At 61.8% G+C, this 26,034-nt stretch carries 23 protein-coding genes; 6 read left to right on the forward strand and 17 right to left on the reverse strand.

Going from position 1 to position 26,034, the window contains the following annotated elements; all coding sequences use genetic code 11:
- Window positions 1-25 precede the first annotated feature (25 nt).
- Window positions 26-1,102, reverse strand: coding sequence for an ABC transporter ATP-binding protein (locus tag ACQ5BM_RS17655; protein WP_429813759.1), 1,077 nt, complete (start codon window positions 1,100-1,102; stop codon window positions 26-28).
- A gap of 581 nt (window positions 1,103-1,683) precedes the next feature.
- On the opposite strand from ACQ5BM_RS17655, the gene ACQ5BM_RS17660 reads away from it, so the two are divergent.
- A complete protein-coding gene (locus ACQ5BM_RS17660) occupies window positions 1,684-2,694 on the forward strand; it encodes a GntR family transcriptional regulator (RefSeq protein WP_429813761.1) in 1,011 nt (336 codons plus the stop codon).
- A 181-nt stretch (window positions 2,695-2,875) separates the two neighbouring features.
- Here the strand turns inward: ACQ5BM_RS17660 and ACQ5BM_RS17665 are convergent, their stop codons facing one another.
- The 5 genes from ACQ5BM_RS17665 to ACQ5BM_RS17685 are packed head-to-tail and all read right to left on the reverse strand — an operon-like array spanning window position 2,876 to window position 7,138.
- On the reverse strand, window positions 2,876-3,856 hold the full coding sequence (locus tag ACQ5BM_RS17665; RefSeq protein ID WP_429813763.1) for a biotin-dependent carboxyltransferase family protein: 981 nt from the start codon (window positions 3,854-3,856) through the stop codon (window positions 2,876-2,878).
- Entirely contained in the window at window positions 3,846-4,721 is an 876-nt protein-coding gene (locus ACQ5BM_RS17670) for a 5-oxoprolinase subunit B family protein (protein WP_429813765.1), read from the reverse strand. Before ACQ5BM_RS17670 ends, ACQ5BM_RS17665 begins: the two co-directional genes overlap by 11 nt.
- Window positions 4,721-6,106 (reverse strand): acetyl-CoA carboxylase biotin carboxylase subunit, encoded by a 1,386-nt coding sequence (locus ACQ5BM_RS17675; protein WP_429813767.1) that lies wholly within the window; start codon window positions 6,104-6,106, stop codon window positions 4,721-4,723. The genes ACQ5BM_RS17670 and ACQ5BM_RS17675 overlap by 1 nt, the downstream gene beginning before the upstream one ends.
- The gene (locus ACQ5BM_RS17680; RefSeq protein ID WP_429813770.1) at window positions 6,103-6,345 is read right to left on the reverse strand and encodes an acetyl-CoA carboxylase; all 243 of its coding nucleotides are present in this window, start codon (window positions 6,343-6,345) and stop codon (window positions 6,103-6,105) included. Before ACQ5BM_RS17680 ends, ACQ5BM_RS17675 begins: the two co-directional genes overlap by 4 nt.
- Window positions 6,346-6,361: 16 nt before the next feature.
- Window positions 6,362-7,138, reverse strand: a complete 777-nt coding sequence (locus tag ACQ5BM_RS17685; RefSeq protein WP_429814452.1) for a 5-oxoprolinase subunit PxpA — start codon at window positions 7,136-7,138, stop codon at window positions 6,362-6,364.
- A gap of 272 nt (window positions 7,139-7,410) precedes the next feature.
- Between ACQ5BM_RS17685 and ACQ5BM_RS17690 the strand changes: the two genes are divergently transcribed.
- Window positions 7,411-8,337, forward strand: coding sequence for a LysR family transcriptional regulator (locus tag ACQ5BM_RS17690; RefSeq protein ID WP_429813773.1), 927 nt, complete (start codon window positions 7,411-7,413; stop codon window positions 8,335-8,337).
- A gap of 92 nt (window positions 8,338-8,429) precedes the next feature.
- On the opposite strand, the gene ACQ5BM_RS17695 is transcribed toward ACQ5BM_RS17690, so the two are convergent.
- On the reverse strand, window positions 8,430-8,573 hold the full coding sequence (locus ACQ5BM_RS17695) for a dihydrofolate reductase (RefSeq protein WP_429813776.1): 144 nt from the start codon (window positions 8,571-8,573) through the stop codon (window positions 8,430-8,432).
- A gap of 122 nt (window positions 8,574-8,695) precedes the next feature.
- Between ACQ5BM_RS17695 and ACQ5BM_RS17700 the strand changes: the two genes are divergently transcribed.
- Window positions 8,696-9,175: a hypothetical protein gene (locus ACQ5BM_RS17700; RefSeq protein ID WP_429813779.1), complete on the forward strand. Its 480-nt coding sequence runs from the start codon at window positions 8,696-8,698 to the stop codon at window positions 9,173-9,175.
- Window positions 9,176-9,555: 380 nt separating this feature from the next.
- Here ACQ5BM_RS17700 and repB read toward each other — a convergent pair whose 3' ends face one another.
- The 8 genes from repB to ACQ5BM_RS17740 form a co-directional block, all read right to left on the reverse strand.
- The gene (gene repB, locus ACQ5BM_RS17705) at window positions 9,556-10,632 is read right to left on the reverse strand and encodes a plasmid partitioning protein RepB (protein ID WP_429813782.1); all 1,077 of its coding nucleotides are present in this window, start codon (window positions 10,630-10,632) and stop codon (window positions 9,556-9,558) included.
- A 5-nt stretch (window positions 10,633-10,637) separates the two neighbouring features.
- Entirely contained in the window at window positions 10,638-11,891 is a 1,254-nt protein-coding gene (gene repA / locus ACQ5BM_RS17710) for a plasmid partitioning protein RepA (RefSeq protein ID WP_334198690.1), read from the reverse strand.
- Between the two features lie 258 nt (window positions 11,892-12,149).
- The gene (locus ACQ5BM_RS17715) at window positions 12,150-13,589 is read right to left on the reverse strand and encodes a M20 family metallopeptidase (RefSeq protein ID WP_429813784.1); all 1,440 of its coding nucleotides are present in this window, start codon (window positions 13,587-13,589) and stop codon (window positions 12,150-12,152) included.
- A gap of 113 nt (window positions 13,590-13,702) precedes the next feature.
- Entirely contained in the window at window positions 13,703-15,247 is a 1,545-nt protein-coding gene (locus tag ACQ5BM_RS17720; protein WP_429813786.1) for an ABC transporter substrate-binding protein, read from the reverse strand.
- Window positions 15,248-15,282: 35 nt separating this feature from the next.
- Window positions 15,283-16,140 carry a serine hydrolase gene (locus tag ACQ5BM_RS17725; RefSeq protein ID WP_429813789.1) on the reverse strand — a complete coding sequence of 286 codons (858 nt, stop codon included), beginning with the start codon at window positions 16,138-16,140 and terminating at the stop codon, window positions 15,283-15,285.
- A 1-nt stretch (window position 16,141) separates the two neighbouring features.
- The gene (locus tag ACQ5BM_RS17730; RefSeq protein WP_429813791.1) at window positions 16,142-17,785 is read right to left on the reverse strand and encodes an ABC transporter ATP-binding protein; all 1,644 of its coding nucleotides are present in this window, start codon (window positions 17,783-17,785) and stop codon (window positions 16,142-16,144) included.
- Entirely contained in the window at window positions 17,782-18,600 is an 819-nt protein-coding gene (locus tag ACQ5BM_RS17735; RefSeq protein WP_429813794.1) for an ABC transporter permease, read from the reverse strand. Before ACQ5BM_RS17735 ends, ACQ5BM_RS17730 begins: the two co-directional genes overlap by 4 nt.
- A complete protein-coding gene (locus ACQ5BM_RS17740; RefSeq protein ID WP_429813796.1) occupies window positions 18,597-19,541 on the reverse strand; it encodes an ABC transporter permease in 945 nt (314 codons plus the stop codon). Before ACQ5BM_RS17740 ends, ACQ5BM_RS17735 begins: the two co-directional genes overlap by 4 nt.
- A 228-nt stretch (window positions 19,542-19,769) precedes the next feature.
- On the opposite strand from ACQ5BM_RS17740, the gene ACQ5BM_RS17745 reads away from it, so the two are divergent.
- Together ACQ5BM_RS17745 and ACQ5BM_RS17750 are read left to right on the forward strand one after the other, a co-directional pair.
- A complete protein-coding gene (locus ACQ5BM_RS17745; protein ID WP_429813798.1) occupies window positions 19,770-20,288 on the forward strand; it encodes a hypothetical protein in 519 nt (172 codons plus the stop codon).
- Between the two features lie 603 nt (window positions 20,289-20,891).
- Window positions 20,892-22,625, forward strand: coding sequence for a hypothetical protein (locus tag ACQ5BM_RS17750; protein WP_429813801.1), 1,734 nt, complete (start codon window positions 20,892-20,894; stop codon window positions 22,623-22,625).
- 296 nt (window positions 22,626-22,921) lie between these two features.
- On the opposite strand, the gene ACQ5BM_RS17755 is transcribed toward ACQ5BM_RS17750, so the two are convergent.
- Window positions 22,922-23,824: a LysR family transcriptional regulator gene (locus ACQ5BM_RS17755; RefSeq protein WP_429813804.1), complete on the reverse strand. Its 903-nt coding sequence runs from the start codon at window positions 23,822-23,824 to the stop codon at window positions 22,922-22,924.
- A gap of 145 nt (window positions 23,825-23,969) precedes the next feature.
- Complete coding sequence (locus tag ACQ5BM_RS17760; protein ID WP_173519712.1) at window positions 23,970-24,356, reverse strand: hypothetical protein; 387 nt, start codon at window positions 24,354-24,356, stop codon at window positions 23,970-23,972.
- A 394-nt stretch (window positions 24,357-24,750) separates the two neighbouring features.
- On the opposite strand from ACQ5BM_RS17760, the gene ACQ5BM_RS17765 reads away from it, so the two are divergent.
- Window positions 24,751-25,968, forward strand: coding sequence for an SfnB family sulfur acquisition oxidoreductase (locus tag ACQ5BM_RS17765; RefSeq protein ID WP_429813807.1), 1,218 nt, complete (start codon window positions 24,751-24,753; stop codon window positions 25,966-25,968).
- The last annotated feature ends 66 nt before the right edge of the window (window positions 25,969-26,034 follow it).

Here is a 26,034-nt window from a genome sequence, read left to right on the forward strand (position 1 = left end):
TTCGGGCGCTTCAGACATTGTTGTTTCAAGCGTAGACAAGGGCGTCCTCCCGCTTCCAGACGAGCGCGTAGCGGCCTTGATCCTCATAGGTTTCGGGGGCGGCATGGCTGAGATGGGTCTCGACTTCGAAGACCCGCCCGTCATCCAGGGTGAAGAAGGAATTGACCGCAGCGCCGGAATACTCGCTGGCGACGAAATTGCCTTCGACGCGGACCTCATCATCCCCGATCGCCGCTTCGCGCGGGCGTACGGCAACGCGGTCGTAACGGATCGCATAGGCCGGTTGCGTCGCGCGGGTTGCCGGGCGGTTGCCCAGCGAAAAGCGCCCGGCGCTGCCGACGAAGGCGCCGCCCTCGAGGCGTCCGGGAAAGAGGTTGTAGCAATTGAGGAAGCGGGCGACCGCCGGTGACGCCGGGCGGTTGTAGATCGTGTCGGCATCGGCCGACTGCGCGATGCGGCCGCCATCGAGCACCAGCACCGTGTCGCCCATTGCCAAGGCTTCGGTCTCACTTCCGGTCACGTGCAGGAAGGTCACGCCACAGCGTTCCCGGATCGCGCGAAGTTCGGTGCGCATGCGGGCGCGCAGATTGGCATCGAGTGCACCGAGCGGCTCGTCGAGCAGGACCATGCGCGGCTCGGTGACGAGCGTTCGCGCCAGCGCGACACGCTGCCGTTGACCGCCTGAGATCTGCGTGACGGCGCGGCCTTCCAGTCCGCTTAGGCCAACCAGAGCGATGATGTCCTTAATCCGGCCCTCGATCACGCGACGGTCCGTCACTGCATCAACCTCGCGGTTTTCCAGACCGAAGGCGATGTTCTGGGCGACAGAGAGATGCGGGAACAGCGCGAAGTTCTGGAACACGAAGCCGATGCCACGCTGATGCGGTGCTACCGTGTCGATGCGTTTGCCGTTAAAGAGAATGCTGCCGCCGTCCGGGTCCTCGAAACCGGCGATCACGCGCAACAAGGTCGTCTTGCCGGAGCCGCTCGGTCCGAGAAGCGAGATATAGGCGTCGCCCGGCAATGCGAGATCGATGCCAACGAGCGCACGCATCTCGCCAAAGGCCTTGGTGACGTTCTTGAGCTGTAGGACTGTCGACATCGCTTTCCTGCCCGTTGTCGCCGACCGCCCACGAGCCAATGCTTCGCCCTCGCCGGCACCGATCAGGCGTCCGAACGCACATGCGATAGCGATCACGCATGGGTCACATGCGCGGCTGAGATGACGGTCCTCTGCGATTCAAAAATAAGTTCCACTTGCGCGCTTCTTCTGAGCGCTTGCATGTCACGAACCATGACATGAATGATTTTTGTATGCAATAGACTTTTATCGGTTTTTGCCGGGTGTGAATGAATGACATTCTGACGGCGCGGATACGACATCACACCGCCCGCCCTGCACCCGAGCCGCCGGCGCTCCACAGATGAAGAAACCGCGCAATTGCGGTGCTTCTCAGGGCGAAACCGCAGGAGATCTCCAATCAGACTACAGCTTCACCATCGCCGCCGCCCGGTAGATCATTCTCGCGCACCCCACCTTTCGGCGACAATGCAATGGACAAGCGCAGAGAAAAATTGCACATTTGTATGCAATATGCATTTATTTTGCACTGTCACGGTCGCCGGCAAGTGGCGTAAAGAAAGGGGACGACATTGCCAGCCAAACGGAAGATGCCAGACCGCATGAGCGAGCCACGCCTCGGCCAGAATCCGCAACGCCGATACGAGATTGCCGAGGATGTGCTGCGCACGAACATTGCCGAAGGCACCCTGCCGCCCGGTCTTGTTCTGCTCGAAGGGCCGATCGCCGATATCTTGCAAATCTCCCGCGCGCCGGTGCAGCGCGCCCTGCTGCAGCTCGAAAGCGACGGGCTCGTACACCGTTTCAAGGGACGCGGCTATCTTGTCGGCCCTCCCGGTCGGGCGATCGAGCCAAACCGCACCGACATCAAGACGCTCGGCCTCATCGTGCCGCAACACGCCGACGAGGCACTGCAAAGCCGTTCGTCCTGGGAGCGCATCTACGACGAGATCGAGAACGACGTCGCCGGCTGCGTGATCTTCGGCCAATACCGCATCATCGAAAACGAGCTCGCCAACCACTTCAACGTCAGCCGGACGGTCGTGCGCGATGTGCTGACCCGATTGCGCGAGCGTGGACTCGTGCGCAAGAACCAGAGCTCGCATTGGGTCGCAGGTCCGCTCACGGCCCAGACGGTAAAGGATCACTTCATGTTGCGCCGGCTGCTGGAGCCGCAGGCGCTGGCCCTTGGCGCGCCGCATATCGACCGCGACCGGCTTGCGGCACTTTTCAACCGTCTCGTCGAGTTCGGCCAGACACAAGACGGTGACGGCTGGCTGGGCCTTGAAGATATCCTCGTGGAGTTCACCGAGGCTTGCGTCCTTGCCATGCCGAATGAACGCCTGCGTGAACTGATCCGCAACAATCTCCTGCCGGTCACCGCCACCGAAAGGCTGCTTCGGCAACTGGGGCTGCCGGGCGATCCGGCTGTCATCGCCGAACTGAAACTCATCGTCGAGCTTATGGCGCGCGGCGCCAATTCGGCCGCCGCGTCGATGCTCGAAAATCATATCGACGCTTCGCTGAACCGCACGATCGCGCAGATGAAGATCGTGGCGATCATCCCCGGTCCCAGCGTCACCGCCGCTTATCTGACGCGTGTTGTCGAGTAGGGAGTTCGCTGGCTCGAAACGGGCGCGGCAAAGCCGTGCGGACGCAGCCGCCGGTCGCAAAATCAGGTCCGCCCTCCTCACCGTTTTTCCTCCTGTCTTCACAACGCCTATTCGGTTGCAGTGATCGTGCTACTTGCGGCCGAGGGCCACCGGATGCTCTCGCGTCCGATCGCCAGCTGCGTCACACGCTTGTAGCGATGGCGGTCCGCAGCGCTTCGAGCCGCTTGCTTTCTACGGCGCGGGCCGCCAGCGCTTCCTCCATCGTCACCTCGACAAAGCGCGTCGGCGTGTGCGGCTGCAATTGGCCGATCAGGTCCATATCCGCCGAGATCACTGTTCCGACCATGAAGTAGCCGCCGCCCGATACGGCATCGCGATGCAGGATGATCGGCTCCGTACCTCCCGGCACCTGGATCGAGCCGTAGGGATAGCAACTATCGACGATGTTGGAGGGATCGGAGCCCGCGCCGAAAGGCTGGTCGCGATCGACGAAGCTCAGCTTGCGGCCGCCGCGGAAGCGATAGCCCATGCGGTCGGCTTCCGGTGCGACCTTCCACTCGTCGGCGAAGAAGCTCTGCTTCGCTTCGTCCGTCAGGCGATCCCAGTAGAGACCGGGCAGCACCCGCAGGGCTGCAGGTGCCGCCGGCTTGCGGCGCAAGCTTTCGTCAACCGTTAGTCCCTCTCGGGCGGCGCGAGCCTGCCCTACCGGCAGCACGTCGCCGGCGGCAAGTGCGCGGCCCTTGTATCCACCAAGCGCGCCGATCGGATAGGTCGAGCGACTGCCGAGTGCTTCCGGCACGTCGATGCCGCCGGAGACGGCGATATAGATGCGCGCGCCGGACTTGAGGAAGTCGAAACTTAAGGTCTGGCCGGCCTTGACCTTAAAAGCCGTCCATCCTGGCTGGAGGACGTCGTCGACCTTGACCGGCATGTCGGCGCCAGTGACGGCGACGACCGCATCTTCGGTGAATTCGAGCTTCGGCCCGAGGAAGACAGCCTCCAACCCGGCGGCCCCCTCTTCGTTGCCGACGAGCAGATTGGCGGCCCGCATTGCATAGCGATCCATTGCCCCGCCGAGTGGAATTCCGAGATGGAAGTAACCGGGGCGGCCGAGGTCCTGGATGGTGGTCGCCAGACCATGATGCAGCACGTTAATGGCCATTGAGCACGCCCTCAAGCTTGGTGTTATAGCCGGCAATGTCCTTCTGGAACTCGCGCAGATCGAAACTGACGTCGCGGATCGGCGGTGCGAAGCGTCCCTTGTCGACGTCCTCCACCGCCTGATCGTAGGCATCGCGGTCGATCGGCTTGAACTTGACGATGTCGCCGGGGCGGAAGAAGACCATGAAATCGCGCAAATAGCTGGTCGTCTGCGTCGGATCGAAGATCGGCATCGGCGTGATGCCGAACATCTGGTAGCCGCCGGCGCCTCGCACCGAGTAGATGCAGCCGAAGCAACCGCCATGGCCAACCGTCAGCTTCGGGGTATCGGTCCGCGGCCGCAGATATTTCGGCACCTCGATCTGCCGTTGGCGCTCGACCATCTGGTACATGAAAGGTAGGCCCGCGACGAAGCCGACCATCGAGACGAACCAGGGCGATCCGGAATGGGCCGCCACGAAATCGCCAACCGCATCGTAGCCGTTGATGCGTGCCGCATAGTCGAGGTCGGTACCGCCCGGGTCCTGATGCCGCTCGCGGAAGCGCATCAGCGTCTCGTGCGTCCACGGATCGTTATAGAAGACCGGGATCTCGACGATGCGGGTGCGGATGACCGGTTCGGCCCGCTCCGCAGCGCCTTCGATCGCCCGAACTTCGTTCAGCACATCGTCCGGCTTGATCACGTCAGGATTAAACTTGATCTGGAAGGAAGCGTTCGCCGGGCAGATCTCCGTGACACCGCGGATGCGGCTTTCCCGCACGCCTCTTGCCATGGACAGGCTCTTGAAGAACGCTTCGAGCGACATCTCGTCACTGCATTCGACGAACAGATGCTCGTCACCCCCGAATGTATAACGTGTCGGCATCACGCGACCTCCGCGGTGTGGCCGCCTGGCGCGGCGAACTCAGTTTCCAGCCATGTCTCGAGAAAGCGGGTGTGGAAGGCACCGGCAGCAACGTCCGCATCAGCGGCCAGTGCCTGATGCAGCGCAATCGTTGTCGGCACGCCTTCGATCTTCAGATCTGCAAGCGCCCGAGACAGTCCGGCGAGGCACGCCGGCCTGTCCTCACCCCAGACGATCAGTTTGCCGAGCAGAGAGTCATAGAAGGGCGGTATGGTGTAGCCCTCATAAAGCATCGTGTCGAAACGAACGCCCTCGCTTTCAGGCACGGCCAAGCGCGTGATCCTGCCCGGCGCCGGCATGAATCCGCGCGCCGGGTCTTCGGCATTGATCCGGCACTCTATCGCGTGGCCGTGAACCGAAATATCCGATTGGCGCACTGAAAGCGGCGCGCCGCCAGCCACGCGAAACATCTCCTGGACGAGATCGATGCCGGTGATCATTTCGGTAACGGGGTGCTCGACCTGGATGCGGGTGTTGACCTCGATAAAATAGAAGTCTCGCGTTTCGTCGTCATAGAGGTATTCGACCGTGCCGGCGCCGCGATAGCCGACGGTCCGGGCGAGCGCCACCGCGCTGTCGCACAGCTTCCGCCGCACATCGGCGGGCAGGAGAAAGGAAGGCGCCTCCTCCCAGACCTTCTGGCGGCGGCGCTGCAGCGAGCACTCCCGCTCGAAGCAATGCACGAAGTTCTCGCCGTCACCGAGGATCTGCACTTCGACATGGCGTGCGCGGGTGATGACCTTCTCGAGGTAGAGGCCGCCGTCGCCGAAAGAGGCGAGCGCCTCGGCCGACGCCTGGGGGAATTGCGTGTCGAGTTCCGTCGGATCGTTGACGATGCGGATGCCACGCCCGCCGCCGCCCGCGGCTGCCTTGATCATGACCGGGAACCCGGTCTTCGCCGTTACCGCATGCGCCTCTTCCACGCTCGAAATCCGGCCGTTGCTGCCGGGCACTGTCGGCACGCCCGCCTTCTCGGCGACGGCGCGCGCCTGCACCTTGTCGCCAAGCAGCCGGATAGCATCGCCGAAGGGGCCGACGAAGATCATGCCGGCAGCCACCACCGCATCGGCGAAATCGCCGTTCTCCGACAGGAAGCCGTAGCCCGGATGCACGGCGTCGACGCCGGCGCGTCTTGCAGCGGCGATAACGGCGGCAATGTCGAGATAGGATTTCTTCGGCGCCGGCGGGCCGATTTCGATGGCTTCGTCCGCGAGCTTCACCGCCAGTGTATCCGCATCCGCAGCGCTGTAGACCTGGACCGTGCGGATGCCGAGCGCCTTTGCTGCGCGAATGATACGCACCGCGATCTCGCCGCGATTGGCAATCAGGACCGAGCGGATCGTCATTGTTCCACCTCGGCGATCACCTGACCGGCCATGACTGGCTCCTCATTGTCGACGAGGAAGCGGATGCTGCCTCCGGCAACTCCGGCCTGGATTTCCTGGAAGGTCTTCATCACTTCGATCAGCCCGATCGCCTCGTTCGAGGCCACGGCATCGCCGTCCGATTTGAAGGGCGGGACATCCGGAGCAGACGACCGATAGAAGGTTCCTGGAAGGGGCGATCGGATTTCGTGCTTGCTCATGGTTGCCTCCGCTTTGTCATTTGGTCTTGAGCTGTGAAACAGGAGCGATGCGGATACCCTCCGCCGCAAGCGCTTCCCGCATGAGGCGCACGATATCGAGTGCGCCGAGCGTGTCGGAATGGAAACAGATGGATTCGAAAGCGATGTCGACGTCGCTACCGGTTACTGTGCGCACGCGACCTTCCTTGCAGGCGCGCACCACCTTTCGTCCGATCGCTGCTGCATCGGGACGACCGGCGTCGCGGGTGAAGACGATCGAGCCGCTATCGTCGTAGTCGCGATCTGCATAGAATTCGCGAATGACCGGCTGCCCGACTTCGCGCGCAGCGATTTCCGTCTCCGAGCCCGCCATACAGAAAACGAACGCCGTCGGAGCGACCGTGCGCATATACTGCAGGAAGATCTGTGAAAGCTCGCGGTTGACGGCCATCTCCATGTAGAGGGCGCCGTGCGGCTTGACATGCTGCAGGCTGGCGCCATGGCGTCTCGCGAACTCCCGGATAGCGCCGACCTGGTAGACGATATCGTTGACCAGCTCGCGTGCCGTGCCGCCGATCTTGCGGCGACCGAAGCCCTGCAGATCACGATAGCCCGGATGCGCCCCGATGCCGACGCCATGCTCGGCAGCGAGCCGTACGGTTTCGTCCATCAGATTGGGGTCTCCGGCGTGGAAGCCGGCGGCAATATTGGCGGAGCTGATCAGCGTCATCAGGGTCGCATCGTCCGTGTCGCCGATGTGCCAGCGACCGAAGGCCTCTCCCATGTCACAGTTGATGTCGACGACCTCGAGCAAAATCATTCCCTTCGATCAAGGCCACCTCGAAAGGCGACCGAACTTTCAATGAAGGGAACGCTAGGCGCACTTCGTGCATTTGAAAAATTCTATTTTTATATGCCGCATATCTGATTTTCAGAATTCGCAGTTGCAACATCGCCTGTGAGAAAATACTGTTGGAATCTGCACTTAAGCCAGTCTGCCTGTGTTTCGATCAATTGTCTGCATAAGAAGACAGCAGACTTTCTGATTCACTGGCACGCATTATCGAAAAATCAGAAGAGAAATCGATGTCGATCAGCCTTCGCCAGCTTCGCTATTTCGTCGCGACCGCCGAACTCGGGCAGATCTCGCAGGCCGCTATCGATCTCTCCATTTCGCAATCGGCCATTACCACCGCGATCAAGGAGTTGGAACGCATCGTCGGGGCCAGTCTGTTCCTGCGGACGCCGAGCGGCATGGACCTGACCATGGCAGGCCGTCAGTTTCTTTCGCATGCCTATGAAATTCTGAAGAAGGTCGACGAGGCGACACATCTCAATGTCGTCAGCAGCTCAGTCGAGGGCACCCTTGCCATCGCCGCTACCTACACGGTGATCGGCTACTTTCTGCCGCAACACATCGAGCGGCTGCGGCGGCTGTTCCCGAAACTCGACGTTCAGCTCTTCGAGCTCAATCGCGAATCGATCGAGGAGGGCCTGCTGACCAATCGCTACGACATGGCCGTGCTGTTGACCTCCAACATCCTCAATCCGGCGCTCACGACCGAGAAGCTCATGAGCTCGACGCGACGGCTCTGGGTTCCGGCCCAGCATCCGCTGCTCGCGCGCGACACTGTCGGCTTTCGCGAGATCGCCCAGGAACCCTATATCATGCTAACGGTCGACGAGGCCGCGCACACCTCGCTCAAATATTGGAGCGCATCGACCTATCAGCCGCGGGTCATCCTTCGGACGTCGTCGGTCGAGGCGGTTCGTTCTCTGGTCGCCAACGGCCAGGGCGTGGCGATCCTCTCCGACATGGTCCACCGACCCTGGTCGCTGGAAGGGCGCCGTATCGAAACGATCGACGTGCGCGACGCGGTTCCGGCGATGGATGTCGGCCTCGCCTGGCGCAGAGGCACCGAGTTCACGCCGGCAATGACGGCGCTTCGCTCCTATTTCCAGCAGGCTTTCCATAGTCCGGGCAGTAGGGCAGGCTCCTACGGAGCGGATTGAGACCGGGAGACCGGGTCCCCGCACGGTAGTGCCTCGTGACGAAGTCACATGTCATTTTGCATTTAATTGGGTTCATCCTCAATTTCTGTGATTCAGCGGTAGGTCATGCGCCCCACGATCAGGGCATTCCCCATTGTCAGATCCCTGAAAACGCCGGAGATGTGCCATGGAATATCGTTGCCTCTGCCGATAGCACGGCCCGCATCCATAGCTGCGATCAGAACGATAGGTTTCATGGCCGCCCTCTGCTGACTGTTTGGTGAGACTATTCGGCTGATCCCGCAATCGCAATCTCCGCGAGTGGCGTGATGCAAGTCGGAAAAAAACGCGCAATTGGGGCAGTGGGGTTGAGCCCACGGTGTCATTTCGCCAGCAGGGTTCTACCCTCAGACATCAACGAGACACTGAGATAGAGAAGCAGAATATAACGGTTTCGGACTGGAAGCTGATCCGTCTGACGGTCGACGAGCTGGGCCCGTTCCGTAACGGTAAGCGCGAACTTGATTTCTTCGGGATTGAGTCCGGATCACAGGATCCCTATGCCGCAGGCCCGGCGAACATCTACATGGTGCTGGCGAAGAACGCCTATGGCAAGACGACAGTGCTGGAGGCCATCTTCGGTCTGTTGGGACTGCTAAACGAGACGCCGTCCGGCAGGTTCGCGCAATTCCCCGCCAACGAGCAGGCGCAGGTTGATATCCGCTCCACCTGGACGATCGACGGCGTGTCACAGGACGTACTGCTGTCGCTCTGGACCGGATCGGACGGCCCCGTAAGGAGCTGGGACCACGAAGAGCTGGACAGACACGGAACTGGGCGCGGCTCGGTGTATCAATGACCCCTCAAGGCTTGAGCCTGACATCGCAGACTAACGAGCTGGGCGAGCTGTTTTTCTCCGCAACGCGGATGTGCCTCGGTCAGGCGCCCACGGAGCTCTTCGGACTGTCCCAGGACCTGCCGACCGTATTGTATTTCCCCGCGGACCGACGCGTCGTCGCGCCGGCTGTATTTCTTCTATACGCCGCACCTCACAGACAAAAGTATTCACTGATCCACAACTGCAAAAGGCGATGTTATACTTTTCATACCTAATTTATGCTTCCAAAAAGCGCCCCAGTTACCACAGGATCCGTGCCGAAGCTCTGAAACGCGAACATCCCCGGTGATTAGACGGGGGATGGCGATGGATTTAAGCTGAAATTGGTTGCGGGGCCGTCGTCAGCCCTCGCGGCCGGATGCAAAGGCGGCATGATGCTTAGCGAGCAGCTCAGCCACCTCGTCGATGAAAGACGGATCGACATCCGCCGCAAATTCGATTCGGGCGTTCTTGCCATCGCGCTTGAGCTTGGCGAAGGCCCGTCCGCCGGCGTCGACCAGCGTCTCCGGTTTCACCGTCTCCGACTTCGGCTTGCGCGACAGCCGGGTGAAGAGAATCTGGAAGCGATGATCGCTTTCGGCTTCAAGGAAGCGGCGTGAACGGCTTTCCTCCTGCGCGACCTGCACCGCAGCATCGTCTTCGAGCAGCGCGCCAAACGCCATCCAGCGCTCGCGGCCGATCTTGGGCGCCGGGCCGATGGCGCGCGCGATCACCGGAGGCACGCCTTCGGCCACCTGGATCAGACGCGACAGCTCGCTCTTCTGTACGGCAAGCGCCTCACCGATCACCTTGCGGTCGAAGCCGCGGTCGGCAAGCGCGGAAGCAAACATCGCCCGCTCGATAAAGGAGAGGTTGCGACGCTCGGCGTTCTCCTTGCCCTGGGCGAGCACCAGTTCGTCGTCGGTCAGCGGCCGAACAATCGCCTTGACCTTGATGCCAAGGCTACGGACGGCGTTGAGGCGCCGGTGGCCATAGGCCGTCTGGTAGCGGCCCTGCTTCTCCGGATGCGGCCGCACCAGGATCGGCGATTGCTGGCCGCTGTCGCGAATGCTGTCGGCGAGCGCCAGGAAGTCCGGGTCATCAGTCTCGCCGTCGGTCAGCCGGTCCTCGATGAAGGAGGCATCGATCAGGTCCGGATCGAGTTCGACCACGCGCTCGCCCTGGTGCAAGGCTTCGCGCAGCACGCGCGCCTCTTCCGCTTCGCGGGTGATGGTGCCGAGCGAAAGGCCCATGGCCTTGATCGCGCCAGAGGCTGCCCGCGGCACTTCGGCGAGCGGCGCCTTGGCCGCCAATGGCTTGGCGGGTTGTGCGTTCGTTACGGCGGCAGGCTGCGTTTGGTCAGCCGGCGCGGCCGGGGCCGATGCCGGCACGTTGCCGGAGAAAAGAGCGCGCAGTTCGTTCTTGCGGTTACCAGCCATGTCGATCAGCGCCCCCATGCCGCATGAATGAGTGCTTCTATTTCGCCGTTGACGGCGTTCAGCGATTCGACCGCGCGGTCATAGGTGGCGCGCGTGAAATTCTCGCGCCCGACCTCGTAGAGTGTCTGCTTCGTCAGGCCGGCATCCGAAACCGCCGTCGATTTCACCATGGCCGATGTCAAGACACGATCGCCGAAGAGGGAGCGCATGAAGCCGACGATCTGCGCCTGCGGTCCGTCATTCGGTTCGAAGCGGGTGACGAGGTAGCGCAGGAAATCGAAATTCAGCTCGCCGCCGGCCTCGCGCACGACGCTGAGGAGATCCGACGTCATATAGAGGAACTGGTTCATCGAGGCGACGTCGAGCATCTGCGGGTGCACCGTGACGATGACGGATGTCGAAGCGCAGAGCGCCGAGAGCGTCAGGTAGCCGAGCTGCGGCGGGCAGTCAATGATGACGACATCATAGTCGTCCGCGACGCTGGCGAGTGCGGTCTGCACGCGGGCGAAAAACAGTGGGCCGGCATCGCTGCCATTGTGGCGGGCGCTGAGTGCCTGCGGCGTCGTGTGTTCGAATTCCTGAAGTTCGAGATTACCGGGCACGAGATCGAGACCGTCGAAATAGGTCTTGCGGATGATGTCCTTGAGCGGGCGGGCTTCGGCGTCGTAACGGATCGCGCCGTAGAGCGTGTCGTTGCCGGTGAGGTCGAGTTCCGGCTGATAGCCGAAGAGCGCCGAGAGCGAAGCCTGCGGGTCGAGGTCGACGGCCAGCACCCGGTGGCCGGTCATGGCAAGATACTGGGCGATGTGTACCGACGAGGTGGTCTTGCCGGAGCCGCCCTTGAAGTTGGTGACCGAGATGACCTGAAGATGCTCGCCCGCCTCTGCGTCGCGCCATTTCAGATAGCTGCGAGCCTTGGCGGCATTGCCCTTGGCCAGCGCCTGTTCGGCTAGATGACGGCGCAGCGCGTTGATGTCGGTGAGCGTATAGGAACGGCGACCTCCGAGCCCGGTGTCCGGCTGCGGCCCTTCTCCGGCAAGCGAGAGCTGGCGCAGATAGCCGTCGGAGACGCCGATCAGTTTGGCCGCCTCGCCGGAGGTGAAGCTTCGTAGCGTCTTCATCGCGGTCGGCGGGAACAGCCGCTCACGCATCGCCTTCAATTGTTCGGAAAGAGCGCGCGCATCCGCGGCGATCGCTTCGTCGGCCGGACGGCGAGCCTGGGAGTGATCCGCGTCCTGCCTTGCCTGGGTTGCCGTCATATTCATTCCGCCATACTCCTTGCATGCACCTGACCACCCGACGCGGCCGGAGAGCATTAACAGAGATTCCATTCAAATACGGCCAATCAGCACTTATTCGAAAAAGTCCGTAACAGAGATGCCTGAGCTTATGATTCGCGTCAAGACTTGGACCACGATCGGAGGCCATAGCGAACGGCGGGCTGAAGGTGCCATCTCGCAAAGAAAAACGCCCGCGAATGGCGGCGCGGACGTTCGATAGAGCCGTCAAATCGGCGATCAGAGCTTGGGGCCGATGTGAGGCGGGATCGGGCACTGATAGGGTTTATCCTCCGTTTTTTCGCGCCACTCCGCCTTTGCACGCGCCAGCAGATTGGTATCGAGGATCAGATCGAGACCCGTTGCCGCCAATGATTTCGCCGCATGGGCGAAGGCCTTGTGCGCGGCCGCGCTCTTGCCCTGTGCGACGACCTGCCAGGTATGCGGCGCGGTGCCGATCGCCCAGGCGGGCGCCCAGCACTGTGCGGTCGGGGTGATCCAGCTCACATCGCCGACATCGGTCGAGCCGGCGCGGAAATGCGACTGCCCCTCGAAATCCCGGAGACCGACATGCAAGCCCGTCGAACCGTCGAGACGACTGTTGGCGAAGACGTCACCCTTGATCTGGTAAAGCCGGATGCTGCTTGAGATCGCCTCCGGCGTCAGCGTCTTCTGGATTTCCTTGGCAAAGGCGATGTCGGCCTCGTCGAAGGGAACCGGGCCGAGCGCCACCATGTTCTGGTGGATCGCCGTTTCCAAGGCAAGGTTGGGCAGGAGATTCGTCGCCGCCCGGTCGAAGACGATCTCGACCTCGGTCTCGGTCATCATGGCGGCGCCCTTGGCAATTTTGTCGATGCGAGCGGCAAGCGCCAGCGCTTCCGGCATCTGCGGCGCGCGAACGAGATAGAGCGCCTCGGCACGCGCCTGGACGACGTTTGCCGCCTTGCCGCCGGCATCGGTGATCGCATAGTGGACGCGGCAATCCTGCGGCATGTGCTCGCGCAGGAAATTGACGCCGACATTCATCAGTTCCAGCGCGTCGAGCGCGCTGCGGCCGAGATGCGCGCCGTTCGACGCGTGCGCCGAGACGCCCTTGAAGCGGTAATAGATTTCGAGAACGGCGAGATTGTTGGTCGAACGGACACCGTTGAAGGGCGCCGGGTGCCAAGTCAGCGCCGTATCGACATCGGCAAAGACGCCGGCGCGCGCCATGAAGGTCTTGCCGGAACCACCCTCCTCGCCGGGGCAGCCGTAATAGCGTATCGTGCCCGGAAGCCTGTTCTCTTTGAGGTAGCGGGCAAGCGCGACGGCGGCGAGCATCGAGCCGGTGCCGAGCAGATTGTGGCCGCAGCCATGGCCCGTACCACCCTCGACCGCCGCCTGCGGTTCGGCGACGCCGGCCACCTGGCTCAAGCCGGCCAGCGCATCGAACTCGCCAAGGAAGGCGATCACCGGGCTACCCTCGCCGATCTCGCCGACAAAGGCGGTGGCTATCTCAGCGAGCCCGCGCGTCACGCGGAACCCGTACTTTTCCAGCATGGCGATCTGGGCGGCAGCCGACTTCTCTTCGTGAAAGCTCAGTTCCGCATGGCCCCAGATCGCATCGCTCATCGCGGCGAATTCGGGCTTCAACGCTTCGACGGTTTCGGCAAGGGCGGTCAGTACGGCTGGCTTTGGCATAAATCTTCCTCTTGCGACGACACGGGCTGCGGTCGCATCGGTATGTCTGTCGATGGGTCAAAGATGGCGGCAGGGCCGCCGCCATCCCTATGGTCAGATCAGGCTACGGCCGATCAGTCGTCGAGGGTCACTTCCCAGAGGCGGGTGTTGGACTGCCAGACCGGCTGGCCATGCAGCTTCTTCGTAGCGCCCCAGATGTCGACCATGTCGTACATGAAGATGCCCGGGACCTCGTCGAGCATCAGCTTGTGGAATTCGTCGAAGATCGCCTGGCGCTTGGCCTGGTCGGCCTCGACATACGCCGCCTTCATCAGTTCGACCGCCTTCGGGTTGTCCCACATCAGCGAGGCGTTCTTGTCCTTGTTGCCGACATAGAAACTGTACATCAGTGCCGGATCGAGGCGCGGCGCGACCGATTGCGAGATGACCTGGTAGTTGCCGGAGCGGCGGCGATCGACCTGGGTGGCGTAGTCGAGCACTTCGATCTGCACGTTGAGACCGACCTGTTGCATCATGGCCTGGGCGATGACGGCCGCGGGGAAGCTCGGCACGTTGCCGCGCTTGTTGGCGATGATGGTGATCTGTTCACCCTTGTAGCCGGCATCAGCCAGGTTCTTCTTCGCCTTTTCGAGATCCATCGGGATCTTCGTCTTCTGGACGTCGGAGTAGAAGATCGAGTCCGCCGAGACCATCGACGCGTTGGCTTCGCCGGTGCCGTTGGAGACGGCGGCGACGAGCTGGTCGAGATCCAACGCCTCGGCCATGGCGCGGCGGACGGCCACGTTGCTCAGCACCTTGTCGCGGGTCTGGAAGTAGAGCAGGTTCTTGCCGTTGTTGCGCTGAACGATGAGCTGCATCGTGTCGCTGTCCTTGAATTCGGCGATGAGATCGGCCGAGACCTCGGCGGTATCGAGCGCACCGGAGAGCAGGCCCGTCTTCACCGTCGAGGCGTCCGGGATCACCATGAACTTGATGCCGTCGACGAGCGGTCGCTTCGAGCCGACCATACCATCCGGCTTGCCGTCATTGGCGGGCGAGACGTAGTCGGCGTACTTTTCGAGCCGGACATATTCGCCCTTCTTCCACTCGGCCCATTTGAACGGGCCTGTGCCGATGGGGGCAACGTATGCGCCGTCGGCGCCAACGGAGTCCTTCGAGACGATGCCGGTGTAACCGCATTCCGGCCGTGCCATCAGGCCGAGGAAGACGGCGGACGGCTTCTCGATACTCATGGTGACGGTGGAGGCATCTGCGGCAGCAACGTTCGTCACCTTGATCGACTTGCTGCCATCGAAGTCGGCCGCACAGGTCCACTTGGTCTCCGGCTTCATGTAGCGGTTCCAGTTCCAGACCACGTCTTCGGCTGTCAGTGCCTTGCCATTGTGGAACTTGACGTCGTCGCGCAGCTTGAACGTATAGGTCAGGCCATCGGCAGAAACCTCGAAGCTCTTGGCGAGCAGCGGCTTCACTTCGCCGTTCTCCGCATAGCCTACGAGACCTTCGACGATGTGGAAGATCACCGAGTCCGTATTGCCGTCACGGTTGACGCCGGGCTCGTTGCTGCGGATGTCGGAGCTTTGGGCGACTGTGAGGTCGCGTGCATGGCCGAGCGCGAAGGCGCTCATCAGCATGGTCCCAGCAAGAAGTATGGTCTTCATGGTTCCTCTCTCTTTTCTGCTTGTTGGTTGTCGGTTCAAAAGGCGCGCCAGCAGGCCTGTGACAGCTTGCCGATCGTTTCGAGGGCGATGGTGTAGCCGGGCGTGCCGCCCGACATCAGGGTGGGCACACCATCGGTGAAGGCGGCGATGGCATAGAGCGGCTTGCCGTCTCGATAGACGACGCCGGTATCCATACGGCCGCGTTTTCCTCGACCGCCCTTGCTCGCCACCACCGTGTCGAACGGCAGCCTCGAGCGGATGCCGTAGCGCAGCACCTGGTTCTTGAGTGTCTGCACGGCAAAGCCGGCCAGTTCGACAGTGATGCCGAGCCTGGCCGCGGCCCCAGCGTCCTGCTCAGCCGCCAGGATCAGTTCCAGGAGCATCACCTGGTCGGCTGCGGTCGTCGTGGTAACGTCAGCGAGCGAGTGGTCGGGTTGCAGCGCCAGCGGCGGGATAAGGAAGCGGTGGTGCGTGCCCAGCATGCCGAGCGCCTTGCAGTAGCGATCGACCTCTTCGAGCGTCAGGCGTTCAAACACCATCTTGGTGCAGACATTGTCGCTCAATACCATCATGCCGACGATCGCGTCACGGAGCGAAATGACGATGCCGGGCGTCAGGTAGCGGAACATACCGCTCGCCACGTCCTGGGCGAGGCGCGCCTCGTAGGTGATGCGCTCGTCGAGATGAAGCCGCCCCTCGGCCACCGCCTTCAGCGCCGCCATCATGATCGAGGTCTTGCGGGTGCTGGCGGACGGCGTCTCTTCGCGCTCGCCGCGGCCGATGGTTACGCCGGTCAGAAGATTGCGTACCAGGAAGCGCGTAACGAAGGGCTCGGCGTCAGCGATCGCGTTGAGTTCGACGGCGATCGCGCTCGCCTTGAGTTCGGTATTCATCTCAGGCCTCCAGACGCCATTTGAGGGTGACGCCGCCGGTCTGGTTGAGATCGAGCGCCGGGATCGCCGACAACAGCTTGCGGGTATAGGCTTCCTTAGGCGCATCGAAGATCCGATCGCGATCGCCTTCTTCGATGATGCGTCCGTCCTGCATGACGATGACGCGGTCGGCCACCTGTTCAACGACGCCGAGATCGTGGCTGATGAACAGACACGAGAAGCCGTAGCGTTTCTGTAGGCTGGAGAAGAGCTCCAGCACCTGTGCGCGGACTGTGACGTCGAGCGCGGAGACCGGCTCGTCGGCGATCAGGAACTTCGGTCGCCGGGCGATCGCCCGGGCGATTGCGACGCGCTGGCGCTGCCCGCCGGAAAGTTCGTGCGGATAGCGGTTGGCGAAATCGGCGCTGAGCCCGACTTCCTCAAGCGTTTCAAGCGCACGGCGGCGCTTGGCTGGCGTGTCAAGATCCGGCACAAGCCGCAGCGCCTCCTCGACAAGTCCCTGGATGGTCATGCGCGGATCGAGCGAGGAATAGGGATCCTGAAACACCATCTGGCAGTTCAGACGGTAGTCGCGCCAGTCGGCGCTGCGCTCCCGCCCCTGGAATAGGATCTCGCCTTCCGTCTGCTGGACCAGACCGGCAATGGTCCGGCCGAGCGTCGTCTTGCCGGAGCCGGAGCCACCGACAAGCGCCACAACCTCGCCGACATGGATATCGACGCTGACGCCATGCAGAGCGCGCTTTGACTCGTGCTTGCGGAACAGCCCCTTGCGGCCCGGATATTCCACCACGATGTTGCGCGCCGAAACCATCGGCGTGCGGGTCGTGTCGAGTTCACGCACCGCGCCGCGGTAGGGCAGCGATGAGAGCAGCTTGCGGGTGTAGGGATGCTGCGGCGCCTGCAGGATCTCGTCGGTCAGGCCCTGCTCGACGACGACGCCCTTTTCCATCACGACGAAACGGTTCGTGTAGCGGGCGACCATCGGCAGGTCATGGCTGATCAAGAGCACTGCCGTGCCTTCGGCCTGGGTAAGCTCGACCATCAACTCCATGACGTCGCGCTGGACGACGGCGTCGAGCGCCGTCGTGGGCTCGTCGGCAATCAAGAGGGCCGGCTTCAACAGCATCACCGAGGCGAGCATGATGCGTTGGCGCATGCCGCCGGAGAACTCGTGCGGATAGGCGGTCAATGCCCGTTCGGGTTCGCGGATGCCGACCCGGTTCAGCATCGAGAGGATCGCGGTGCGGCGCTCCTCCACCGACTTTCTGGTGTGCAGGATCAGTCCTTCTTCGAGCTGGCGGCCGATGGTCATCGACGGGTTCAGAGACGTCATCGGTTCCTGGAAGACGACGCCGACCTCGCCGCCGCGAAGCTGGCGGAGATCCCGGTCCTTCATGCCGAGTACGTCGCTGCCCCGGTAGCGGATCGTGCCGCCGACATGACGGACGGCCGGCGGGATGAGACCGATGATCGCCCTTGTGGCGAGCGTCTTGCCCGAGCCGCTTTCGCCAACAATGCCGACGATCTCGCCGGGAGCGACGTCGAAGCTGACGTTCCTGACCACTTGGTTGCCGGAGTGGGCGACGGCAAGCGAGAGGCCCTGAACACTCAGAAGAGGGACGCTGAGAGAAGTCTTGCCGATCATTTCAGGCCTCGCATGCGGGGGTCGAGCTTGTCGCGCAGTGCATCGCCCAGGAGGTTGATGCCGAGCAGGGTGAGAGCGATGCAGAGACCGGGGAAGAAACCGAGCCAGACGGCCTGTTCGATGAACGGGCGGCCGGCGGCGAGCATGTTGCCCCAGGTCGGCGCCGGTGGCGGTACACCGAGACCGAGGAAGGAGAGCGCGCTTTCCGAGAGGATCGCCCAGCCGAACATCGAGGTCGCCAGCACCGTGATCGGCGCCACGCAGTTCGGCAGGATATGGCGCAGCATCGTATAGATCTCGCCATTGCCCATGACGCGCGACGCTTCGATGAATTCGCGTTCGCGCAGCGACAGAACCGCGCCGCGCACCACGCGCGCCATCGACGGCGTGTAGGCGATGCCGAGTGCGAAGATGATGCCGTACTGGTTGGCGCCGAAGACCGCGAGCAGGCCGAGCGCCAAGAGGATGCCGGGGAAGGCCAAAAGCGCATTGTTGATGGCCATGATCACGCCATCGACCCAGCCGCGAGCATAGCCGCTGACGAGGCCGATGAAGGTGCCGCAGACGACGGCAAAGGCGACGGTTAGGCAACCGATCCAGACGCTGGCGCGGGCGCCGACCATCAGCCGGCTTGCGACGTCGCGACCGAACTCGTCGGTGCCGAGCCAATGGGCCGCACCGGGTGCGGCAAGCCGCGAAGTGAAGCCGAGCGCCATCGGATCGTAAGGCGTCCAGATCAGGCCGACGAGCGCGGTGAAAACCAGCAGCCCAATCAGGCCACCACCGATGACGCCGTTGAAAGTGAGCTTTCTCATTCTGCCACCACCCGCGGATCGAAGAGAGGATAGAGAAGGTCGACCACGAGGTTGACGACGACATAGGAGAAGGCGACGAGCAGCAGGCAGCCCTGGATGACCGGGTAGTCGCGCTGGAAAATGCCGTCGACCATCAGGCGCCCGAGCCCCGGAATGGTGAAGACCGTCTCGATCACGGCGATGCCGCCAAGCAGGTTGCCGAGGATCAGGCCGATCATCGTCCAGGTCGGACCGAAGGCATTCTTGAAGGCGTGGCGCCAGAGGACGGCGCTTTCGGAGAGGCCCTTGGCGCGGGCATGGGTGATGTAGTCGAGCCTGAGCACTTCGAGCGTCGATGCACGCGCCATGCGGATAATCACGCCCATCTCGTGAATGACGAGGGTCATGACCGGCAGCACCAGATAGAGCAGGCCGGCCTTCCAGTTCTCCGAAATCGGCACGTAGCCCAGCACCGGCAGCCAGCCGAGCTTGAGGCCGAAGGCGAGCAGCAACAGAAGGCCGAGCCAGAAGGTCGGGATCGACAGAAGCACTGTTGCCGTGCCGACAAGCGCGAGGTCGGTCAGGCTGTTCTGTCGCCAGGCGGCAATGACGCCGGCTGGCACCGCGATCAAGCTCGCCAGGAACACGGCGATGACGACGATTTCGGCGCTCACCAGGAAGCGGCTGACGACGAGATGCAGCACCGGCTCGCTGGTTACGATCGAAGTACCGAAGTCACCGGAAAGAATGTTGCCAGCCCAGATGACGAATTGCTCCGGGATACTGCGGTCGAGGCCGAGCTCCATGCGCATCGCGGCAATCTGCTGCGGCTCGGCCATGTCGCCGAGCATCAGCGCCGCCGGATCACCGGGGATGAGACGGATGAGCGTGAAGACGGCCACCGAGACGATAACGATCGTCGGTATCGCCATCACGAGGCGATTGAGAATGAACTTGATCATGGGTTCCCCGTACTGAGGCTGGCCACCCGCGTTACCGCGATTCTCCAGCCCGCCCGGCTTTTGTTACGGAAACTATGATCGAATGAAAAAAATGGCGCAATATTATGAGTAAACGTCATACATCTATGACAACGGCATGGCACGCCGCCGTGTAGAAATTCGCGTGAAATGTCGAAAGTAAAAAAAGCCCCGAATGCCAAATAGGCATTTATTCCTATTTATTCAAACATGAGCCGCCGAGAAAACGCCTCCTCGCAGGACTGGCGCATCGACGGAGAACATGTCTTCTCCGTGCCGTGCAGCCACGATGAGTTCTACGGGGACGCGGCGGCAATCGAGTTTCCAGATATCCCACGCCCTGTTTCCTATGTTGAATTCGAAGGCGCCCTTGCGCTGTCGCTGGCGTCTACCGGCGCCCGGATCGAGGGATGCTACATGCGTGAGATCGTGTGCGGGGGAAGTTTGCCGTGGAACTCACTTTCGTCTGCGACGAGCGGATGGAAAACGATGGGTAGTTGCACCTACTCAGACGCCATGGCGGTCGGCGCGCGCACTTGCTTCGGTATCGTTCCCTTGGGCGAAGAGACCACTGTCGCGTCGATCATCCAGGCGTTCGAAGGCGATCCGGAATTGACCCGCTCCCCCGCCTTCCAACATGCGATGACCGCCGTGGCTGCTTTCTCTGCGTCAGCGAGCTGGAGAAGCAGACCACGAGCTGTCAAAGAGGCACAAGCTGGCCCGCGCTAAACGATCCCATTATGCAAGTGCCTCCGCTCGCCAGGTGAAGCGGCCACCCTGAGCGCGATGGTCCCTCGGCCGAGACGGCGACAGGATGGCTTGACCTACTCCTGCCAGGCGCCTTCGCTCGCGTTGTTGAAGAATGCAGTGCGAGCCAACCGGGCCGAAGGTTCCTGGTTTCAGCGTCACCTCGGGCAGGCCTTTCATGCGCGGAAGCTGAGCTTCACGAAAACGCTCATCGCCATCTGGTTCTTGGCGAACCCGACGAACGGCAAGGCAGCGCTCCAGTTCTCTCGCGAGATCGGCGGCATTCGATCCCGCGAAACATGTGAATCTCGGCCAACAATGTTTTATGGAATATATGCAGATCTATTAATCGGCCTGACGTCGCCGGCCTGCAGCCTGCCGGGCACGACTTAAACGCGCGCGTCGGGCTCGACTATTGCTGATCCAACCGTCTCGAGGCCGCATAGCGGTGCAGTTCTCCGCATCTCCCAGCGGGATAGATCAGGTGTTTTTGGGCGGTCACTTATGTACCGGCTTGCAGTCTCCCGCGCAGATAAGCAAGATCAGCCACACTCCCCGCGTGCACACTTTTGAGTCAAATTTCGCATGTCGAAACACCCCGAAGTACCCGGCGTCGACCTCACGATAATCCGCGAGATCTTTGCAAAGCATGAGCAAACCAAGAACCGGTATCTGCTCGCAACAACGCTCGAGGTTTTACCTCGCCCCCCTGAGGAGGCCGACGCGCTGTTGCGACAGTTGGCGGGCGCTGGATATATCGAGTGGGCTGGAACGAGCAGCAAGGACTGGGACCTTACCGCGTACGGTCTCCGGCTCGTTGCCGACGACCTGACACCCAGACTGACGCGTCAAGCTGTCGACGACGTTGTTACCACTGTCCTTAGGAGGGCTCGCGCGATCAACCGGGACGAAAGACGCATCGTGCGCATAACCGAGATGCGTCTGTTTGGAAGCGCACTGGACGAGGCCCGTGAAAGTTATGGAGACGTCGACCTAGAGGTCCGGATCAACGCGCGCAAGTACCCTGAGGCGGAAGTAGCCCGCGCCCACGATCAGATTGCTGCCAAAATCCCACAGTCCTGGCGCAACAGTTTCTTTCGGAATTTGAACGCCGAAGAAAACTACGATCGGCGGGAGGTAACCAAGGAGCTTGCGCGGGGCCTAAAGGGCTTGTCACTTTCGAGCAGGGCGACGGAATCCCTCGGCTGCGAGTACCGATGCATTTACAGGTTTGACATCGACACGTCTGAGGAATTAGCTCCTGCCGCGGAAATCGTCGCCCGCACGACGCCAGCACTGAAGCCCGCAGACGAGATATCACCCGAGCCGCTTCCTGCCCGCACAATCATCGAACCGTTGGGGCTTGCCAAGCCGGAAGAGACGGTACCGTCCCGCTGTCTTTCGATCCGGATGGAGGACCTGGCATTCGATGAAGCCGTGACGTGGCTGGGGCAATCAGGACCCGATGGTGCTTACACCGCAGTCGACACCGCCTCAAACGCGGCACGCAGGTTTGCCGGAGCGCGCTTCCTCTTCGACGAGTGGCGCGACCCCCGGCTTAATGGACTTGAACTCTTCCAGCGCACTCTGGATTGGGCATCACTCTATGATCTGCCGATTTCGAAGGTGGACCGGGCGTTCACCCTTCGCACGTTTCGCAAGACCCGAATTGCAAATTTCCACGCGCTTATGGTGGAGCGTGTAGCTGACCGGATAGAGGCAGACCTAGTCCTCCGGCCGTTGGACCACGATCCGTCACGTCCGCAACGCCCTGGAACGTCCTTTCATATTTCTCCACGGATGGTCGCTGCACATCACTCGCTTGCCGTCGCTCTTGCTAGGATGCTTGATGAGACACGGTTGACCGGACAGGTCGATTTTCGTGCTGAATTCGACCTCACGGAACAACGACGAAATACATACGCGGCGTTGCCGGATCTATCTGATATGTCGCGTGTCATGCGGCGATTGCTCCCAAGGGTCAACTTTCCCGATGAGGTGCTGTCAGAGGCGAGGAAGCGGAAGGAGGAGTACGAGACGTTTCTCCCGATCAACCGGGAGTTCGCAATCCGAGCATATCGATACGGTGAAAACCAACAAGCCACGGCACTGGCAACAGCGAGCTTCGGTGCGGAATGGTGGGAAGAGCCAGTAGGAACTGACGACGAAGGCAACGAAATGCTCGGTTTTTTGCAAGGGGAAGAGCAGCTCTGGGAGGCTTGTGGTCCATTTGAAGACCGCCTGCGGGAGGCTTTGGCGGACCTCCCTGGCTGCAACCTTCTCTCGATCAGTCACCGAGCTCCAATCCTCGCCAAGTAGGAAAGATCTCTTCCTAGTCAGCCCTGTCACATCGAGGTGCCAGTCACCCTCGGCCAATCGCCCAAGCGCCGGCGAGCGGCACTTCCACGTTGGCTTCAGAGACGTATAGACGCTGCGACCGCGGCAAAAGTGACGTATTTCGGGTGCTTGGAAGCCGAAAGTTTATCCTAGAGGCAGGCCCGATCTACCACCAAGGCAATCTTGGATTAAAGGACGGAAGGCGCCTGTTATCCGGCAGGATAAAGTAAAAGCCGTCCTGTCGAGTGTCTTTCTGACGAAAGCGGAAGTGTAACCGCTCACAGCTCGTGAACGGTGGCGACCTGTCGCTTGAGGCAGTCGATGAGCGCCTGAGCCGCGAGCGACAAGGGAACACCGGACGCAGTCGCAACGCCGAAATCCTGGGTCAGGTGCGGCGAGAATGGCCGGATCTCGATCGGCAGATGGCGATGCAGGTTGGCGAAGAAGCTGCTGATGATGGCAACGCCGAGGCCATAGGCCGCATAGGCGCATGCCGAACTGTTGCTGTGGGTCTCGATCTTGACCTTCTGCGGCACGCCCGCCTTGCGGAAGATCTCGTCGAGCATGACCCGTGTCGGCCGGCGGCGGCCGATCAGGATCAATGGCACGCCGCGCAGTTCCTTGGGCGTGAGGGTATCGAGTGCCGATAGGGCATGTCCCTTTTCCATCACGCAGACGCTGACCCCGGTTGCGACCGGCTGCATCTCGATGCCGGCGCTCAGTTGCCCCTCATAGCGCAGGAAGCCGAAGTCGATGATGCGCTGTTCAACCAGACGGGTGATGGCCACGGTCGTATCGAAGAAGGTCTCGATCCGTACGCCGGGAAAATCCTTGGCGTAGTCGGCAAGCATGGCCGGAGCAAAGGTCTCGGACATGCTGTTCGGCAGACCGATGCGCACGACTTCGGGACCGACTGCACCGCTGCGCAGATCTTGCGCCAGGTTGGTGAAGCGGTCGATACCCAAGAGGATGTGCTCGGCATCCTCGGCGAGTTTCATCGCCTCGGGTGTCGGTATCAACCGGCCCTTGTCGCGAGCAAACAGCGTCAGAGACAGGTCTTCCTCGAGCTGCTGCAGGAGGCGGCTGACGCCGGATTGGCTGAGCCCCATGGTCTTGGCGGCCGCGATCGTCGATCCGGTCGCCAGGAGCGTGCGCAACACTTCCAACTGTCGAAAATTCACGCCGCTTCGCCCCTCGAGCTACAACCTTCTCCCGTGTTTACGGGAAGGCGCTCCGTCAAGGAAGAGGTTGGGTTGAATGCGGTAAGATCGAATGGACGCTTCAACGTGAGGAGCGCGCGAACGCGCTCCTCGAAAAGCGGTTTCGTCAGGCGTTGGCACGCACCGGATGATTGAAGCGCTCGGCAAAGACCTCGATCGATCCGCTGCCGAAGTTGCGCAACTGGCGCCTGGTCAAGACAGACATGACCCTCGCCGCAGTCGACACCGTCATTTCATCGAGCGGACCTTCACCGCTCCAGGGTTTGTTCAGCCGATCCGTGACAATGCCGATGAGGTTCGCCGGCATGATGTCGGTGCAAGGTTTCATCCATTCGAAGACCTCGCTGATCGGAAGCAGCTTACCTTCGAACGCAACGAGCGGCTCGGGCATACCTGCGCCCCAGTCGTCATAGGCCTCCAGAGCATCGCGAAACAGGTTCTGCAGCGTGATGGGGGCGTGCCCTTCGTGTAGAGCAGGCAGGAAATTCGTCATTTGTGTCTCCTTCAGTGTTCAAGGCCGGGAAACGCGAATGGCCAATTCTGTCAGCATGTATTTGTGTTCGTGTCGGGTGGCCGATACTCTGTGGCCACGCGACTGGTCAAACTGCGGGCGATGAGGCAATGCGCAAATCGGGCGATGGTTCCCTGTGCCGCAGACATTTTTGGCGGAAAGCCGGCACGCATGAACGCCGCGTGCCTCGACCTAGGTATCGTCTCATGGTCTCCCCCCGCCTCGATATTAACGATCCAGCCCCGAAGGTAAACACCGGTCGCCATCGCGGCAGAAACGAAAATCTCAAATCGATAATTTCTATAGAATATACTATCTTACTCGGTCTTGCCAGATAATTCACTGATATGCACCTCAATCGATAGGGAGCAGTCACATGGGAACGATCTCGCGGCTTTCAGAGAAAACACGAGCCCCGGCGCACCGGATCGAGAGCGAGGAGGAAGCTCTGTCGGTCGCCCGGGACTTGGCTGCGGAATTCGCCAAGAGCGCCAATGAGCGGGATACGGATCGCATCCTGCCCTTCGACGAACTCGATGCGCTGGCTCAATCCGGCCTGCTGGCGATCACCGTGCCGCCGGAATATGACGGCATCGACGTTTCCAATGCGGTTCTGGCGGAGATCACCGCGATCCTCTCGGAAGCCGATTCCTCGATCGGTCAGATCCCGCAGAACCATTTCTACATTCTGGAAGCGCTGCGCAACGACGGCACGGAGGAGCAAAAGGCGTTCTTCTTCGGCCGGGCGCTTGCCGGCGACCGCTTCGGCAACGCCCTTTCCGAGCGCGGCACGAAAACCGTCGGCGACTATGCGACGCGGCTGACGCCCGATGGTCTCGGTTTCCGTCTGAACGGCCGCAAGTATTATTCAACCGGCGTGCTGTTTGCCGAATGGATCGTCGTCTTCGCACTCGATCCGAATGAAAAGCTGACCATGGCCTTCGTGCCGCGCGGGGCGGAAGGCTTGCAGATCATCGACGACTGGGATGGCTTCGGACAACGCACGACCGGCAGCGGCACGACCGTGCTACAAAATGTCCATGTCACCGCCGATGCGGTGGTGCGCCACCACCGCGGCTTCGAGCGACCGACGACGATCGGCTCCGTCGGCCAGATCATCCACGCCGGCATCGACCTTGGCATCGCGCGGGCAGCCTTTGCCGAAACGCTCGAGTTCGTACGCAATCATGCACGCCCCTGGATGGACAGCGGCGTCGAGCGCGCAGCCGATGATCCCCTCACGATCGCCCGCATCGGCCAACTCGCCATCCGCCTGGAGGCGGCGACAGCCACCGTCGAACGGGCGGGCAAGAAGGTCGATGTCGCGCAGATCAACGGCACCGAGGAAAGCGTCGTCGAGGCAACGCTTGCCGTTGCCGCAGCGAAGGTTCTGACCACCGAGATCGCTTTGGAAGCGAGCAACACGCTCTTCGAACTGTCGGGAACCGCCTCGACGAAGATCGGGCTCAACCTCGACCGGCATTGGCGCAACGCCCGCACCCACACGCTGCACGACCCGGTGCGCTGGAAGCATCACGTCGTCGGCAACTACCACCTGAACGGCGTCAAGCCGCCGAAGAACGGCGCGCTTTGATCCCACCCGTAGCACATAGGCGGCCGGAGGCGTGATCGGCGCTTCGGGTAATGCCCAACCTTGCCC

The organism is Ensifer sp. B1-9 (genome assembly GCF_050474445.1).
Classification (GTDB): domain Bacteria; phylum Pseudomonadota; class Alphaproteobacteria; order Rhizobiales; family Rhizobiaceae; genus Ensifer.